This window comes from Rickettsiales endosymbiont of Trichoplax sp. H2 (genome assembly GCF_009690945.1).
Classification (GTDB): Bacteria; Pseudomonadota; Alphaproteobacteria; order Rickettsiales; family Midichloriaceae; genus Aquirickettsia; species Aquirickettsia rohweri.
The window spans coordinates 281,678-299,065 of record NZ_NPHZ01000002.1 but is presented as its reverse complement, the minus strand read 5'-3'; the positions used below and the strand labels follow the sequence as shown (position 1 = coordinate 299,065).

At 28.4% G+C, this 17,388-nt stretch carries 14 protein-coding genes; 4 read left to right on the top strand and 10 right to left on the bottom strand.

Annotation, left to right across the window (positions count from 1 at the left end; all coding sequences use genetic code 11):
• Window positions 1–31 precede the first annotated feature (31 nt).
• From h2es_RS03545 to h2es_RS03535, 3 genes are all read right to left on the bottom strand, one after another.
• Complete coding sequence (locus tag h2es_RS03545) at window positions 32–484, bottom strand: hypothetical protein (RefSeq protein WP_154511470.1); 453 nt, start codon at window positions 482–484, stop codon at window positions 32–34.
• On the bottom strand, window positions 444–1,298 hold the full coding sequence (locus tag h2es_RS03540; RefSeq protein WP_154511468.1) for a TauD/TfdA family dioxygenase: 855 nt from the start codon (window positions 1,296–1,298) through the stop codon (window positions 444–446). The genes h2es_RS03545 and h2es_RS03540 overlap by 41 nt, the downstream gene beginning before the upstream one ends.
• Window positions 1,299–1,369: 71 nt before the next feature.
• On the bottom strand, window positions 1,370–2,692 hold the full coding sequence (locus tag h2es_RS03535) for a glutamate decarboxylase (RefSeq protein WP_154511466.1): 1,323 nt from the start codon (window positions 2,690–2,692) through the stop codon (window positions 1,370–1,372).
• A 156-nt stretch (window positions 2,693–2,848) separates the two neighbouring features.
• On the opposite strand from h2es_RS03535, the gene clpB reads away from it, so the two are divergent.
• The 3 genes from clpB (at window position 2,849) to h2es_RS03520 (ending at window position 7,758) form a co-directional block, all read left to right on the top strand.
• Entirely contained in the window at window positions 2,849–5,425 is a 2,577-nt protein-coding gene (gene clpB, locus h2es_RS03530; protein WP_154511464.1) for an ATP-dependent chaperone ClpB, read from the top strand.
• Window positions 5,426–5,501: 76 nt separating this feature from the next.
• Window positions 5,502–6,479, top strand: a complete 978-nt coding sequence (locus h2es_RS03525) for a biotin--[acetyl-CoA-carboxylase] ligase (RefSeq protein WP_154511462.1) — start codon at window positions 5,502–5,504, stop codon at window positions 6,477–6,479.
• Between the two features lie 271 nt (window positions 6,480–6,750).
• On the top strand, window positions 6,751–7,758 hold the full coding sequence (locus h2es_RS03520) for a hypothetical protein (RefSeq protein ID WP_154511460.1): 1,008 nt from the start codon (window positions 6,751–6,753) through the stop codon (window positions 7,756–7,758).
• 78 nt (window positions 7,759–7,836) lie between these two features.
• On the opposite strand, the gene h2es_RS03515 is transcribed toward h2es_RS03520, so the two are convergent.
• The 7 genes from h2es_RS03515 to mdh all read right to left on the bottom strand — a co-directional run bounded on the left by h2es_RS03515 (window position 7,837) and on the right by mdh (window position 16,322).
• Window positions 7,837–8,307, bottom strand: a complete 471-nt coding sequence (locus tag h2es_RS03515) for a hypothetical protein (RefSeq protein WP_154511458.1) — start codon at window positions 8,305–8,307, stop codon at window positions 7,837–7,839.
• Window positions 8,308–8,324: 17 nt separating this feature from the next.
• Complete coding sequence (sppA, locus tag h2es_RS03510) at window positions 8,325–9,215, bottom strand: signal peptide peptidase SppA (RefSeq protein ID WP_126044696.1); 891 nt, start codon at window positions 9,213–9,215, stop codon at window positions 8,325–8,327.
• Entirely contained in the window at window positions 9,212–10,534 is a 1,323-nt protein-coding gene (locus h2es_RS03505; protein ID WP_154511456.1) for a TolC family protein, read from the bottom strand. The genes sppA and h2es_RS03505 overlap by 4 nt, the downstream gene beginning before the upstream one ends.
• A gap of 83 nt (window positions 10,535–10,617) precedes the next feature.
• Window positions 10,618–11,451: a hypothetical protein gene (locus h2es_RS03500; protein ID WP_154511454.1), complete on the bottom strand. Its 834-nt coding sequence runs from the start codon at window positions 11,449–11,451 to the stop codon at window positions 10,618–10,620.
• Window positions 11,417–12,409, bottom strand: coding sequence for a hypothetical protein (locus h2es_RS03495; RefSeq protein WP_154511452.1), 993 nt, complete (start codon window positions 12,407–12,409; stop codon window positions 11,417–11,419). Before h2es_RS03495 ends, h2es_RS03500 begins: the two co-directional genes overlap by 35 nt.
• Window positions 12,410–12,485: 76 nt before the next feature.
• Window positions 12,486–15,362 (bottom strand): excinuclease ABC subunit UvrA, encoded by a 2,877-nt coding sequence (gene uvrA, locus h2es_RS03490; protein ID WP_154511450.1) that lies wholly within the window; start codon window positions 15,360–15,362, stop codon window positions 12,486–12,488.
• Between the two features lie 9 nt (window positions 15,363–15,371).
• On the bottom strand, window positions 15,372–16,322 hold the full coding sequence (gene mdh, locus h2es_RS03485; RefSeq protein WP_154511448.1) for a malate dehydrogenase: 951 nt from the start codon (window positions 16,320–16,322) through the stop codon (window positions 15,372–15,374).
• A 136-nt stretch (window positions 16,323–16,458) separates the two neighbouring features.
• On the opposite strand from mdh, the gene h2es_RS03480 reads away from it, so the two are divergent.
• On the top strand, window positions 16,459–17,007 hold the full coding sequence (locus tag h2es_RS03480; protein WP_154511446.1) for a nucleotide exchange factor GrpE: 549 nt from the start codon (window positions 16,459–16,461) through the stop codon (window positions 17,005–17,007).
• The last annotated feature ends 381 nt before the right edge of the window (window positions 17,008–17,388 follow it).

Sequence of the window (17,388 nt, the reverse complement as noted above, 5' to 3'; positions counted from 1 at the left end):
TTATAATGTTATGGTATTGGTTAATTGAGACTTAATCTGATATACCAGTTTTATTATAAATATCTCTTAAAAATTGAGCTACAAGTATACCATTAAATGGAAATCTTGCGTTAATTTCACATATTTTAATTCTATTGTCTGTTGTAATTAAAAAATCTGGACGTATGGAACCTAATTTATAAGTAATTTTTGAACATTTCTCTAATAATATCAATGCTTTGTTTGATAATTTTAAAATACTTTGCACATCTTTATCGTGAAAATAATTTTTAATTATAGCATCAAGTGCAATAATTATAATGTTATTAGCTTCTTCAATTTGTTCTATTACATCATAATCAAATATTATAGGGTAAGGGTTAAAATTTTTTCCATATCTGTCAAAAGACATTTTATAAGATAATGATTTTAATAATTTATCTTTGTCTTTAATTAAATTTTTTTTAAATGGAACTAAGTGTTGTAATTTTTCTTTTTGTTTCATGGCTTTTTTTGGTAAATTCTGTTTTTATAAATTTATCAAAATTTGTGAAAAATCTTGCGCGGATAAGATGTCTGTTTTTATCCTTTATTTCAGTTCTTGCATGTAAAAAACGCCTGTTATTTAGTAATATTAATTGCCCTGTTTTTAGTTCAAATCCTCTATTGATAATAGGGGAATGGCAAAGTTCATCAAATTCATCTAAAGCATTTTTTATCTCCTTTGATAAGCCTCTTTGATCTATGATAGATCTTCTATATCGTATATTAAAATTTTCATCTATTATCTTAGCGTGTATATATTTCACTCCTTTTTTAAATTCCTCTGGTATGATAAATTTTACAGATTCCTTTTGAAGAGTGGTTAATGATTTTTTAGATAAGTGTTGAATTAATGTTAGTCCGTCAATTAATAAATTTTTTCCACCACCAAATTTATCATGATTTACTACGTAAAGTGCTATAAAATCTGGTATTTTTTCTTCATAAGAACAATCTGTATGTAATACAAATTCATTTAACTGATGTGATCTTGCTAAATACTCTCCATTGTTATTTTGTACAGGTTTTACATCCCATAAAATAACACCTTCACCATTATGACTATGTAGTATTCCTCCTATAGAATTTACGACTTTTACTAAAGTATTGGCAGTTTTTTCCTCATAATTAAGATTAATAATCAATATGCCAGATCTATTAAGTATATATTGATATAGTGTTTTTGGTATTTTTTGGTTATTAGAGCTTAAATTTTGATAGCATATGGCAGGAATTTTTAATTGATAGCTATCTGCATAAATATTATTTACTGACATTTTTAACTCCTTATATCAGTTAGATATACATATTTTTTATTTTCTTTCCCATTATTTATTAATAAATTTTACTAATGTTTATAGCAATGCTTTTTTGTATGCTTTAAATGCTTTGAATTTTCTTTGCAATACTCAATAGCTTTTTCTAAGTCTTTTAATAACAAATCTGCCATTTCATAACTAAATCCTTCACGTATAACAATTCTCATAACAACTACATCTGTTAGATTATCTGGTAAAGTATATGCTGGTACTTGCCATCCAGTATAATTTAATCTTTCGGATAATAAGAATAAATTAAAATCAACTTTGTCTTTTACTTTCCAAGAAACAACAGCAATGTCATTTCCTTCGCTAATAATGTCAAATATCTCATATTTCTTTAGATTCTTTGCTATATTATTAGCTATTTCTCTAGATTCTTCATGAACCTTTTTATAACCTTCAAACCCTAGTCTAACAAAATTGTAATATTGGCCTATGACTTGGCTTGCAGATTTTGAAAAATTTAAAGTAAATGTTGGCATTTTGCCACCAAGATAATTTACATTAAATACTAAATCTTCTGGCAAATCTTTTTTATCTTTCCAAATTGCCCAACCTACTCCTGGGTATACTAGTCCAAATTTATGTCCTGAGACATTTATAGATTTTACCCATTTCAATCTAAAATCCCACTTTAATCTTTTTTGCAAAAATGGTGCAACAAAGCCACCACTTGCTGCATCAACATGAATTGGAATTTCAAGATTGTGTTTTTTATTAAATTTATCAATTTCTTTATTTAATTTTTCTATAGGTTCATATTCACCAGTAAATGTACTTCCTAGTATGCCTACTATACCAATAGTATTTTCATCACAAAGTTTTACAGCTTCTATGGGGTCAATAATATAACGTCCTTTTTCAAGTGGTACTTGCCTCATTTCAACATCCCAGTAATTACAGAATTTTTCCCAGCAAATCTGAGTATTAATTCCAGTGATTAGATTTGGTTTAAAATTTTTGTTTCCTTTCTTTAATTGCATTTTTCTTTTCATAGCAAGGCCTGCAAGCATACATGCTTCACTTGATCCAGTTGTAGAGCAACCAATCATATTATCAATATTAGGAACATTCCATAGTCTTGCAATAATCTCAACACAACGATTTTCAATTTCCGCAGTTTGAGGGTACTCATCTTTATCAATCATATTTTTATTTGCAACTTCACCCATTAATTTAGCAGCTTCAGGCTCCATATAGGTAGTTACAAAAGTTGCTAAATTTTGTTTAGCATTTCCATCTAATATTAGTTGATCTTTTATCATATTATAAGCTAATCTAGCATCTAAACCCTTATTCATAATTTTATGATTTTTTGCTATATCTCTATTTGTTTGATGATTTTCCATTTTAATTTATATTTAAGTATATATCCTTTAATCTAAACATAGATAATAATTGAATACAAAATATTTAGAGACTAAGTTTTAAAAACTTAGATATATTGAAATGTAAGATTCTTGTACCTATATTAATAGTAACAAAAATTTTTAATTTATAATTTTATGAATTTTGATAAATTTACTGATAATTCAAAATCTATAATTCAACAGGCGCAAGCTTTTGCTTTATCTAAAAATCATCAGCAATTTAAACCTGAACATATTGCGTATATTTTAATAGATAAAGAAGATGAAATTTGTAGAAGGTTAGTTAGTTTATGTGATGTTGATCCTAGTCAAATTGTAAAAAAGATTGTTGAATATTTAGATAAATTACCAACTATAACAGGTTCAAATCAGTTATATTTATCCAATGAAAATGCAAAAATATTAGTTTTAGCAGAGCAAATTGCAAAAAAGAGAGGAGATAGTTTTGTTAGCACGGAAAGTATATTGCAAGCTATGACTGAGATAAAGGATACTGAGATTTATAAAATTTTATCGAAAGAGGGAATAGATTCATTAAAAATTTCATCTGCAATTGACCAAATGAGGAAAGGTAGAGTAGCTGATACGGCAAATGCTGAAAATACCTTCGAATCTCTAAAAAAATATACAAAAGATATAACACAGTATGCTGCAGAAGGTAAGATAGATCCAGTAATAGGGAGAGATGAAGAAATTAGAAGAGCGATACAAGTATTATCAAGAAGAACCAAAAATAATCCTGTTTTAATAGGTGAGCCAGGAGTTGGTAAAACTGCTATAATAGAAGGATTAGCTCAAAGAATTTACACAAATGATATTCCAGAAAGTTTAAAAAATTTAAAATTATTATCGTTAGATTTGGGAGCGTTGATTGCTGGTGCTAAATATAGAGGTGAGTTTGAAGAAAGATTAAAGTCTGTATTAAATGAAATATCTAGGTCTTCTGGGCAAATAATATTATTTATTGATGAATTACATACTCTTGTTGGGGCAGGTGCTAGTGAAGGTGCCATGGATGCATCAAATTTATTAAAGCCAGCTCTTGCAAGAGGAGAGTTACATTGTATAGGAGCTACAACTCTTGCAGAATATAAAAAATATATTGAAAAAGATGCTGCCCTTGCTAGAAGGTTTCAACCAGTATTTATACCAGAGCCTACTATTGAAGACTGCATATCAATGTTAAGAGGTCTTAAAGAAAAATATGAGGTTCATCATGGAGTGAGGATAACTGATAATGCAATTATTGCTGCTGCTAATCTTTCTAGTAGATATATTACTGATAGATTTTTGCCTGATAAGGCTATAGATTTAATAGATGAAGCTGCAAGCAGGTTGAAGATGCAAGTTGATAGTAAGCCTGAAGAAATTGATGAACTTGACAGAAAAATAATGCAGTTAAAAATTGAAAAAGTTGCACTTGAAAAGGAAAATGACAAAGCGTCAAAAGAACAATTAAAAATTATACAAAATGAGTTAAAAAAATTAGAATCAACTCATATGGATTTAATGAGTAAATGGCAGTCAGAAAAATTAAAAATAAATGATATTCAGTCTCTTAAAGAAAAATTAGACACTGCAAAAATGGACTTAGATGTTGCTCAAAGACAAGGAGATTTTAATAAAGCAGGTGAACTAAGATATAGTGTTATACCAAAAATAGAAGAAGACTTGAAAAAATTTGAAAAAGAAAGGGAAAATACAATGTTAAAAGAATCTGTTTCAGAAAACGATATAGCTTCTATTGTATCTAAATGGACTGGTATTCCTGTTGATAACATGTTGACATCAGAAAAAGATAAATTACTTAAAATGGAAGATTATTTAAAAAAATTTGTCGTTGGTCAAGATCATGCGCTTGAAGTAGTATCTAAAGCTGTAAGAAGATCGAGAGCTGGAATTTCAGATAAAGAAAAGCCAATAGGATCTTTTTTATTTCTTGGACCTACAGGAGTTGGAAAAACAGAATTAACAAAAGCATTAGCAATTTTTTTGTTTAATGATAAAAAAGCAATACTTAGGATTGATATGTCTGAGTATATGGAGAAGCATTCAGTTGCAAGATTAATAGGCTCCCCTCCCGGTTATGTTGGCTATGAAGAAGGGGGTAAATTAACTGAAACTGTTAGAAGAAGGCCATATCAAGTGATATTATTTGATGAAATTGAAAAAGCTCATCCAGATGTATTTAATATACTTTTGCAAGTTCTTGATGAAGGTAGATTAACAGATGGTCAAGGAAGAACTGTCGATTTTAAAAATACTTTAATAATTTTGACATCAAATATAGGTTCAGATTTGATATCCTCGCTTCCAGGTGATAGGAACGTAAATGAAATTAGAGATGAAATAATGGTGAATGTCAGGAAATCTTTTAAACCTGAGTTTATTAATAGATTAGATGAAATATTGTTATTTAATAAGCTTAAAAAAGAGAATATGGTTGATATCATAGATATACAACTTAAGAAATTAAGTGAAATGCTTATTGATAAGAAAATTTCTATACAAATAACATCAAAGCTTAAGGAATGGTTAGTTAATCAAGGTTTTGATCCAATTTATGGAGCTAGGCCTTTAAAAAGAGTGATTCAAAATAATATTCAAAACCTAATTGCTGAAAAATTAATTTCAGGAGAAATTGTTCCTAAGGATAAATTGACGCTTGATTTACAAAGTAATAAAGTTGTTTATGTAAAAAATAGTAATTAACTTAATAACATTAATAAACTTTAAAAAATTAAATGCTTTGATATATATATATGATTGCTTATTTATAAATTAAACGATGAAAAAAATTAATAAAAATCTTTTTGGAGTTGTTAAAATTCTTTCTAATACAGAATTTATAACAGGTACAGAAATTGGGAAGAAGCTTAATATATCAAGAACTGCAGTTTGGAAAATTATTAAAATATTAAGTAATTATGGAGTAGATATAATAACTGACAATCAACTTGGGTATAAAATAAAGGATAAGATATCATTACTTGATCAAGATACAATTCTTAAAGGAATTAATTTTAACCCTATAATACTCAATATTTTTCAATCTGTAGTTTCAACAAATGAGTACTTGAAAAGTGTATATGATGGTGAATATCAAAATCATGTTTGTTTATCTGAATATCAATCAGGTGGGAATGCAAGGTTGGGTAGAAATTGGTATTCTCCTTTTGCTCAAAATATTTACTTATCTATTAGACATAAATTTAGAAAAGATATCTCAGCAATTTCTGGCTTAAGTTTAGTTTTAGGTATAAGTATTATAAAGTCTTTATTATCATTGAATTTACCAAATAAATTTTTAATTAAATGGCCTAATGACATATATTATGAAGATAAAAAGATTTTAGGAATTTTAACAGAAGTGATTGGAGAAAGTAATGGAGATTGTAATGTTATAATAGGAGTAGGGTTAAATGTTAATATGATGCATTTGCCAAATTCTAATAATATCAACTGGACATCATTAAAGAAAATAACTGGAGAAAATTTTGACAGGAATGAGATTTGTGTTTTATTAATCAATAATATAATTAGAGATTTAGAAAAATTTAATATACTGGGTTTTCAGTATTACTTAGATGAATGGAAAGATTATGATTACCTTGCTGGTAAACAAATAAGTGTAACAAATCACAATAATGTTATTGAAGGAGAATATATTGGGATAGATGAAGGTGGTAATTTGTTAATTAAAGACAATAATAATAAAGTTATAACACTGTATTCTGGTGATACATCAATAGTTGCTGCAAATTAATTATTTTTAATTTTTATTTGTTGACTATATGTTTTTTGCAGTATATAATTGCAACTCAATTTTATAATTTTAGTTAAAATGAAAAATAAATATACATCATTATATAGCTTGCAAAGCCATATGAGTATGTGGTTTATTTCTTGTTTTATTAGGCTAAGATTATTTTCTTATTTTAGGAATAATTTTAAACTTAGTTATTATATTATTTAACTAAGTTCTAAAGTTTTTTCCAAGACCCCCCTAAACAATTTTAACTTTAAAGGTAAATGAAATGATACCTATTATTATCCCCACTACTTCTACTATTTTATATGCTTGTGTAACTAGTATAGCTACCAGCACTGCAGTTAAATTATTAGGAACATATATTATATTTAGAGCTTTTAAAAGTAATACAACATTACAATATGCAGAAGAATGGGGAATATATGAGGCTAAAAAAATGCTTGCAAATAATACGTATGGTATAGTTGAAAGCAAATTTGGTAAAACTGCAGCTGATGTTAGTTCTAATTTAGTAAATAAATTTCCAGAAGCTTTAGAAGAAGCAATTGTGTTAGATGGTGTGGTATTTTATGCACTTGGAGCACCTGTAATATATCCAATTATAGGAGCAACTATAGCTTATGATATAAGAAAAGCTGCAAATGAATATCTTGAAAAAGATGCTGTGGTTAAAAATGTTGGTGTTGGAGCAGTTGCTGGTGCAATAAAATATGGAATCGCAGGCTTGACATTAGGTAAATCATTATTAATAGGAGCAGTAAATAATGGGTTATATGAATATTTTAAGCCTGAAGTTGGCGATACTGTAGGCAATTTAGATGTAATAGGGCTACAAGCTTCTCTTCTTCAAATAGAAGTAACGGATGTTATACTTAAAAAAGTGTTGACAGAAAGTGTAAATTTAAAAAGTGAGTTATTAACTACATTAAAAGTCACTGCTCTTTTAAGTGCATCATTATGGCTGTTTTTACAAGATAAAAAATTAAATGAGCTTCATTTTTTATTTTTTGAACGAGTGCCCAATCATTATAATAAAGTTTGTAATGATGTAATAGGGCAGAAATGCCATGACTATGTTTATGATTGTGCATCAAAAATGCTTTCTAAAGAAGCGACACAAAATGAATTGATAACATCTAGGGAGAATAACACTGATGTTGAGCAGATGTGTTATAGAAATCAAACAAATCTTAAAGATTTAGATGTTTGTTATATAAATGAACTGGTAATACCTAGCAATAAAAACTCAGAAATTGAGCACGATGAACTTTAATTCACTCTTTACTGCTCTAAGAAGGATAGGAGTTTAATCTTTTCATTCTTAATTGGATAATCTAGTGCTGATACCTTATTAAAGGGCAATATTAAATTCTACTGCCCCGTTTTTAATAGGTAATTTTTTGCCTATAGATTTTATTTTTTTGACTGAATTCCAAGAAAGATTTTTATAAGCTTTTTCCTTATTATCCCAGACTAAATAAGTAATTAATTTTTCGCCTGGGTAATATGCAATTTCCCAACTACCAATAAGCTTTTTATCAAATCTATACCATGTGACTAATATTGTATCATTTATTTGTGCTTTGCCCTTTATTGTTTTTATAATTTGAAGCCATGCTTGAAATTTAATTGCTTTATGTGTGTAACCAACTCTAGTGACGCCTAAAACATTTACTTTTGCAATTAAATCACTTTGTTGATTTAATTGCTCATTGGAAAGAGGTGCTGGGAGGGCATTAGATTCGATTGTGTAAAGCGAGCTGCTTATGAAAATAAAAAACAATAGAAATTTTATATATAACTTTGGATAATTATTATGCATTTTTATACTTTCACTAATTAAGTTAATATTTTATTAAAAATACTAGAAAAAATAACTTTAATATCTGATGAGTAATCTAATAATTTTTCTAATTTAGAAGTAGCTTTGACTAAGTTAACTTTCTTCACCTCTAAATTTTTTAAATCATCTTTTCGTTTTAGCCAATCGATTGCATCATTCATATCGCCAACCTGATCAATCAGCTTTAATTTCATAGCTTTGGTACCAATAAATATTTTTCCATTAGATACTGCCTTTAGATCTTCTTCAGATAGATTTCTTCTATTTTTAACAAGTTTAATAAAATATTGATTTGATTCATTAGCTAAATTTTGAACATATTCTTTTTGTTGGTTATCTAATTTTTCAAAATAATTTGGTATTCCTTTAAGAGGAGAAGACTTAATAAGTTCGAGATTAATTCCATGCTTTTTTGCTAACTCATTTATTTCAAAATTCATTATCATTACACCAATTGATCCAACAAGGCTTATGTCATAAGCAAAGATTCTATCGGTTCCAAGGGCAATCATATATCCAGCTGATGCTCCAATTTCACCAATAGAAGCAACAACTGGCTTATTTTTAGCAATTCTTCTTAATTCTCTGTATAAAGATTCTCCTCCAACACCAGTGCCTCCAGTACTATTTATATTTACTAGTACAGCTTTAACATTACTATCATTTGCTAATTTATTTAGGGATTTTATCATTTCCTGATTTTGCAAAATCATTCCACTAATTTCTATATTTGCAATATAGTTGGGCTTTATTTTTGATACACTATCACTTTTATGATAAAAAATAGTGAAAATAGAAATAAATAAAAATACTAATGCTAGAAATTTCCACTTATTCAAACTATTTTTTAATTTATATCTATCAATTATATAATCATCTCCAATCATTTATTTGCATCCTTTTTCTTTTTATTAAATAGACTATTTTCATTTAGAACTTTAGGTAAATTGCCTATTAAATCATAAATTTTAAATGAAGATAACTTATAATCTTTTTCTTTTTGTAATCTATTAATTATAGCAGTATTATAGTCTTTTTGTCTGTTAATAACATCCATTAATGTTTTTGCACCAACATCAAATTCGGATTGTGTACTTAAGTATGTTTTATAGTAATTATCTTCAGAAGAAAGATATGATTTGTAAATATTTTCACTAGATATGTAAGTTTTCCAGGCATCACTTGTCTTAGAGTCAACTTGTTTAATTATATCCTTAAGCGAATATTCAGTTTGTTTGTTTCTCTTTTTAGCTTCTGAGATATTAAGATATTGAATGCCACCTTTGTATAGTAAAGGAATTGACATTTGAATACCATAGTTGTTGCCGTTACCTACCTTATTTCCAGGAAAGTTATTTGAGTATTTATTTATTGACCTATTTGCAAATAAACTAACTTTTGGTAAAAGTGTAGAAGCTTGGATGTTAATACCTTGTTTAGAAGCCTTTAATTTGTTTTTTAAGGTAAGTAAATCAGGATTTTGAGCATTTACCATTATTTTTAACTTATCTACGCTATCGATTTTAGGATATCTTTTAACATCAATTATATCTATATTCTTAGGAGCTTCTTCACCAATTAAATATAGATAAGATGATTCTGCTTGATTTTGTTGAACTAAATAGTCTTCGAGACTACTTTTCATAGCTGCTAAACTTGCTTTTGCCATGAAAAGTGAAGTTTTAGTTTCAGCACCAGTTTTTACTGTTATTGTAGCTTTTTCTACATGTTTTTGTGCCATATCTACATTTTCTCTTTGCACTTTTACCAATTCTCTAAAAGTTAATACATTTTGATAAGAAGTAATCGCATTTAGAATGATTTCATTCAGAGATTTATTATATTCTTGATAAGCAGCATTGATCTCTGCATCAGCTGCAGCAAGCTTTGCAACGGTTGAGCCACCAGTAAAAATATCTTGCTCAATAGCAAAGGTAAAATTGCTGCTATTAGAGGATGAAGATAATCCATCTGGATTTAAGAAAGTTTTGTTGAGTTTTGCATTAACATCTGGCAAAAATTCTGTCATTGCTTTAGGTTTTGCCAAAATTGCTATTTCTAATTTTTTCTTTGCAGCTTGTATTTGATCGTTGTTGATTAGAGTAGAATTTATAGCATCATTTAGATTATAAGCTTTTGCAAAATTTATATTTACAGAAAAAATTATTATTAAGATAATAATTTTTAATAAATTACCGAAATTCATATTTTGTGATATTATAATATTAATGTATTTAAATATATACAAACAATTTAAAATTTCAATTTCTTTCTTCTATAGCCAAATAGTTAGGCACGAGATATCTTCCCAACGTTATGTCTGCCATGAATTTCAGAAACCCAACATTTTTGTTTTATTTTAACATGATCTTTTATAGGGTGATGAATTGCTTTAAGTGGATGATGATTAATTGTTTTTCTTAAATTAAAGGATAAATCATGATCTTTTGCCCTAGGAACATCCATGGTTTTTGCTCTAGGTCTAACTCTTTCTTCAGATTTATGTTTTTCAATATTAACTTGTGTAGCAATATCTTTTTCTTTAAAGGTTTTTACTATTTGTTTTGCCAAATCTTTTCTTCCTAATTTTTGTGCTTGATTTTCTATATATTTGTTTAAGTTCATTTGCAAAGGTTTAGAGGATTCATCATGATTTACCCATTCAATTGTATCTTTAAAAGATTTATTTTTTAAATAATGTTGATCGGCCTGATAAATATCTTTAATTTTATCTTTAGCTTCTTTAATATCTTTTTCTGTAGGGTTTTCTTTTTCAAGTAAATTTTTTACAATAATTTGGACATCAATTAAATTTGCAACAGATTGGGATTCTTGCTGGTTTTTAGTAATATACTTTTCACAATTATCAAAAAGACTGTTTATCAATTTTTCGTCTGATTTAATTTGTTGTTGCTCATAATAATTTCTAACTGGGGGAATAAGCATCGCAAGTTTTTTTGGGATACTTAATATTTTTTTTGGTATGTAAAGAAGTACTTGAAATAACTTCCTAGTAAATAACGCAGTTACTCCAATAATATTTCTTAGTGTTTTATTAGGAATATTACCTATTTGATGAGTGATTTTATCAAAAAAGCCAGTTACTCCCATTCTTTTCTGCATCGTCTCTGCTGAATTTTGTTACCCCCCCATTTTCTTTTTGTCGATTAAGAAAATCTAAAACTGTCTCTCGATTACCATTAATATTAGGTGTATGAGAACCAACCATCCAATTTTTTATTAGGTCATTAAATGCATGGCCTAAATCTATCCTTCCAATTCGTACTTCTTCTGTTTCTTTATCATAAATAGCATAGAAATTATTAGGATTGATATCATGATCACCAAGAATAATAGAACTTGCTAAAGCATTATAAAGTTCAACTTTATTTATAGAAACAGTTTCTACCTTACCTCCGATTTCAACTTTACAAGGTTTGTCCATTGATAATTGGTTGTCTGAAGCCTTTCCAAATACTAATTTTGTTTTCTTTCTTCTTTTTTCATAAGGTTCTTCCATTTCTTTAGTTTGTTCAATTTCATCAAAAATTGAATCTAATTTTGCTATTGAATCTTCAAAAAGTTTATACAAAACTTGTTGTCTAGGATTAGGAGAATTAATTTTAAACATTGAGTCCATTTGACTTAACGTGATCTGAAGAGATTCTCTGAATTGACTAAGGTATTTTGCTTTTTCTTGGGCTTTTAGGTTATCCTTATCTTCAATCAATTCACCAAGAGTCATACCGACAAATCTTTGATCTCTATCATTTAAATATTTTGAAGCTAAACTGAAATCATGTTGATCCTCATTGTAAATTAAATCAACTTCAGGTGCTAAATCTGGTGGTGAATTTTTATTAAGCAAACTTGCTGTCACTCGAGATGCAATATATTCACCGAGTATATCAGATTGATCAGGGTCTAATCCAATCCATCTTCTAAATCTATTTATATAATTTGAGCGCTTGATTTGATATCTTACTTTTTGACTATCGCCTTTTAGTGTAGCTTGAAAACTTGGAGTTTTACCAGCTGTATCTTCTCCAGTTGAAACAAAATCTGATACTTTTTTTACCATCCCCACAGTGACCTAAAGTGTTACTTATACTATAATAAATTTGAGTAATTATATTGTAAAGATTTTTGACAAAAATTTATAACTTATTAATAAGGTATTTTCCAGTAATGCTTTTTTGGTTTTTTGATACTATTTCTGGAGTGCCAGTAGCTATAATTTCACCCCCTTTTATACCTCCTTTAGGGCCAATATCAATGATGTGATCTGCTGTCTTAATAACATCAAGGTTATGCTCTATTACAATAACAGTATTGCCCATATCAACTAACTCATGTAAAACTTGAAGTAGATTTTGTATATCATGTGAATGTAGTCCAGTTGTTGGCTCATCTAAAATATATAGGGTTCTGCCAGTAGATTTTTTTGACAATTCTTTTGCCAACTTTACTCTTTGAGCTTCACCACCTGAAAGAGTTGTAGCAGATTGTCCAATACTTATATACCCAAGTCCTACTGAATTTAAAGCTTTTAATTTATCATTAATTAATGGTAATTTATCAAAGAAAATTATGCCTTCATCTACTGTCATTTCTAAAATATCTGCTATGTTCTTTCCATTATATTTGATCTGAAATGTGTCTTTATTATATCTTTTTCCATTACATTCGTCGCACTTCACATATACATCAGGTAAAAAATGCATCTCTATTTTTAATAATCCATCACCTTCACATACTTCACATCTTCCACCTTTTACATTAAATGAAAATCTTCCTGGTAAATATCCTCTTAATTTAGATTCTTTTAAACTTGCAAACCAGTCTCTTATAGGTGTAAAGACACCAGTGTAGGTAGCTGGATTAGATCTTGGAGTTCGGCCTATTGGTTGCTGATCAATTTCTATAATTTTATCAATATTTTCTAATCCTGAAATTGATTTATATTGGCCACAATTTTTATTAGAGTGGTGCAGTTTATTCATTACAGCTCCATAAAGAGTTTGCAAAATTAAACTAGATTTTCCACTTCCAGAAACTCCAGTTATGGCAATAAAATTACCAATGGGGAGTTTTACACTTATGTTTTTTAAATTATTAGTTGTGACATTATTTATAGATATTATTCTTTTTGGATTAAGCTTCCTTCTTTGCTTTGGTACAGGTATAAATAACTTTCCTGAAATATATTGCCCTGTTAAACTATCCTTATTTTTTGATACTTCTTCAGGAGTTCCATGAGCAATTACTTTGCCTCCGTGAATGCCTGCATATTTACCAATGTCTATAAGATAATCTGATTGAAGCATAGTATCTTCATCATGTTCAACAACAATAATAGAATTACCTAAGTCTCTTAATTCTTTTAAACTATTAATTAATTTATCATTATCACTTTGGTGTAATCCTATTGAGGGTTCATCTAAGACATATAATACTCCTGTTAAACTAGAGCCAATTTGCGATGCAAGTCTAATTCTTTGACTTTCACCACCAGATAATGTTGATGATATACGATTTAGTGTCAAATAATTTAATCCTACATTAATTAAAAATTGTAATCTCCTTTCAATTTCTTTTAAAATTAATTTTGATATATTAATTTGTGTTTGATCTAAATTATCTTTCAGATTTTTAATCCAAGAATATGCATCATTTATTGAAAATTTAGTGACATTTCCAATATGTAAATTATTAATTTTGACGCATAAAGATTCTTTTTTAACTCGAAATCCTTGGCAATCACTACAATTGATTTGAATTTGATATTTTGAAAGCTCTTCAATGATGTAATTGCTTTCTGTTTTATGTAGTTTTTCTTCTAAAATTGGTATTATGCCTTTGAATGGTTGATTGACAGTTAATTGTCTATATCCATCTTGATATGAAAATTTAATATCTTCACCATTATTACCATTCATAATAATGTTTTTAATATCGTTTGGTAATTCTTCATATGGTGTATTTAAATCAAAATTATAATGAATAGCTAGTGCATTTAAGAGGCTTTCATAAAATTTGTACTGAGTATTAGAATATTTAGAATGCTTTTTTTTCCATGGAGCAATTACTCCTTCTAGTAGTGTTAAAGTTTTATCAGGTATAATTAACTGGGGATCAAAGCTCATTTCTTTGCCAAGACCATTACATTTAGGGCATGCTCCATAAGGGCTGTTAAATGAAAAAATTCTTGGTTCAATTTCTGTGAGAGAAAATCCAGATATTGGGCATGAAAATTTTTCTGAAAAAATAAGAATTTTACCCTCTTTAACATCAGATGATTTGCAACCCTTAGGTATAGATTTAATTTCTACATATAGTAACCCTTTACTAATCTTTAAAATATTTTCTACACTATCTACGATTCTATCTCTTGAATTATAATCTATTTTTACTCTATCTACAATTAATTCAATATCATGTTTTTTATTTTTATCTATATGGGGGAGATCGTCAAAATCATAATAGATACCATTAACTTTTAACTTCTCATATCCTAGCCTTCGATAGTGTAGTAGGTCTTTTTTATGTTCTCCTTTTTGTCCTCGCACTATTGGAGCCAGCAATATAATACTTGTTTCTACTGGTAGATTCATTAATAAATCTACCATTTGTGTTGCACTTTGTTTTTTTATCGGCAAGCCAGTTTCAGGGGAATAAGGAACTCCTATTCTTGCAAATAATACTCTAAGATAATCATAAATTTCTGTTGCAGTTGCAACAGTGGATCTTGGATTGCGCGAAGTAGTTTTTTGATCTATTGCTATTGCAGGTGATAATCCTTCAATTGATTCAACATCAGGTTTATTATGCATTTCTAAAAATTGTCGTGCATAAGTAGAAAGGCTTTCGACATACCTTCTTTGGCCCTCTGCATAAACTGTGTCAAAAGCAAGTGATGATTTCCCTGATCCACTTACACCAGTTATTACTACCAGTTTATTTTTTGGGATATTAACATCAATATTTTTAAGGTTATGTTCCTTTGCTCCTTTAACTAAAATATAATCATTCATTAAAGTGAGTTAGTTTAATACCTTTTGCATTGCTGTAATAAGATCACCTACAGCTTTTGCTGATTTATCAAAAATAGCTTGTTCTTCTTGATTGAAGGTGATTTGAACTATATCTTCAACTCCGTTGGCACCTATAAAAGTTGGAACCCCCATGCATATATCATTTAAGCCATACTCTCCTTCTAGATAAACAGAACATGGAAAGAGTTGTCTACTATTATTTAAGTAAGATATAGCCATCCTAATTGCTGAGGTAGCTGGAGCATAGAAAGCAGACCCATTTTTTAATAATTTCACTATTTCAGCTCCTCCACTTTTAGTTCTTTCAACAATTTCTTGAACTTTATTAGATGTTATACGTCCTTGTTTTATTAAATCTAATAATGGTACTCCACCAATATTTGTATATCTTATTAATGGAACCATTGTATCTCCATGACCTCCTAATACAAATGATTTAATATCTTTTACAGATGCATTTAATTCTCTAGCTAAAAATAAGTTAAATCTTGCAGAATCTAAAACTCCAGCCATACCAATAACTTTTTTTCTTGAAAAACCAGAATATTTTAAAAATGCATATACTATGGCATCTAGAGGGTTAGTAATTACTATTACAAAGGCACTTGGGGCATATTTTTTTACTCCTTCTGCAACAACTTTAATCACGCCCGCATTAACGCTTAATAAGTCATCTCTTGACATTCCAGGTTTTCTAGCAACACCTGCTGTTATAATTACTAAATCTGAGTCTTTTATATCCGAATAATCATCTGTTCCAACTAAAGTGACATCTTTTTTCATTACAGGTAAACTTTCTTCGATATCTAATGCTTTTCCAGCAGCGTATTCTTTGCTTCTATCTAAAATTACAATATCACCTATCTCTTTTGAGGCAGCTATATATGCTAAAGTTCCCCCTATATTGCCACCACCTATTAATGCAATTTTTTTTCTCATGAGTATTTAAAATTATTTACTTTATCTAATCCTAGATAAATAGCATTTTTTTGTCCATAAAAATATTTCAAATACTTGAAAAATTAATATTTTTAACTTAAATAAAGTATTAGATTTCAATATAATTATATGTTCTATGGACAATGAAAAAGATTTAAACGAGAAAGAACAAGATGTAAAGGTAGATGATCAGATAACAGAAGAGAATAACGAGAAAATTAATGTTGTAGATGATTTGAAAGTTGAGGTAGATCAGTTAAAGGATTTACTTATAAGAGAGAAGGCTGAAAATGATAATTTGCGAAAAAGATTTAAAAAGGAATTAGAGGACACTCATAAATTTGCAATTAGCAAATTTGTAAAAAATTTAACTGAGCAGGTTGAAAATTTATTTAGGGCATCAGATAATATTGATTTAAAATCTTGTGAAGAAAATAGTGAATTGAAAACTTTATTTGAAGGTGTGGAGATTACTAAAAAGAATTTACTGAAAGTCTTTCATGATTTTGATGTAGAAAGGATATATCCAATTAACCAAATTTTTAATCATGAATTGCATGAAGCAATATCTCAAGTTGAAGATGAAGAAAAAGAACCAAATACAATAATAAATGTTGTGCAGGCAGGATATACTATTAATGGTAGGCTAATTAAACCTGCTGTTGTGATTGTAACTAAAAAGTGAATCAAGATATAGTGCAGGGTAATTTTTATAATATTTTCCTAAGTACGTAAGCTATATACATAAATAAGGCTGAGTTATTTATAGTTTACAAAGGCTACCCCAGACATTATCAATGAAGAATTTTGTGGTAAATACCTAGTGCATATTATTTTATATTAACCAGAACTGCAGATAAGACTTGCTTATAAAAGGCGAAAGAACTGTTATATACAAATATTTGAATACAATTTTAGTTAGCAATATAGTCATTGCGAGAGCATTTTAATGCTCGCGGCAATCCAGGAAAATTATCAATAAATGTAAATGCGACAACAATTATGGATCACCACAGTCTAGACTTCGTCTCTCCCTCGTGATGACGAAAACAAAAACGTCATTGCG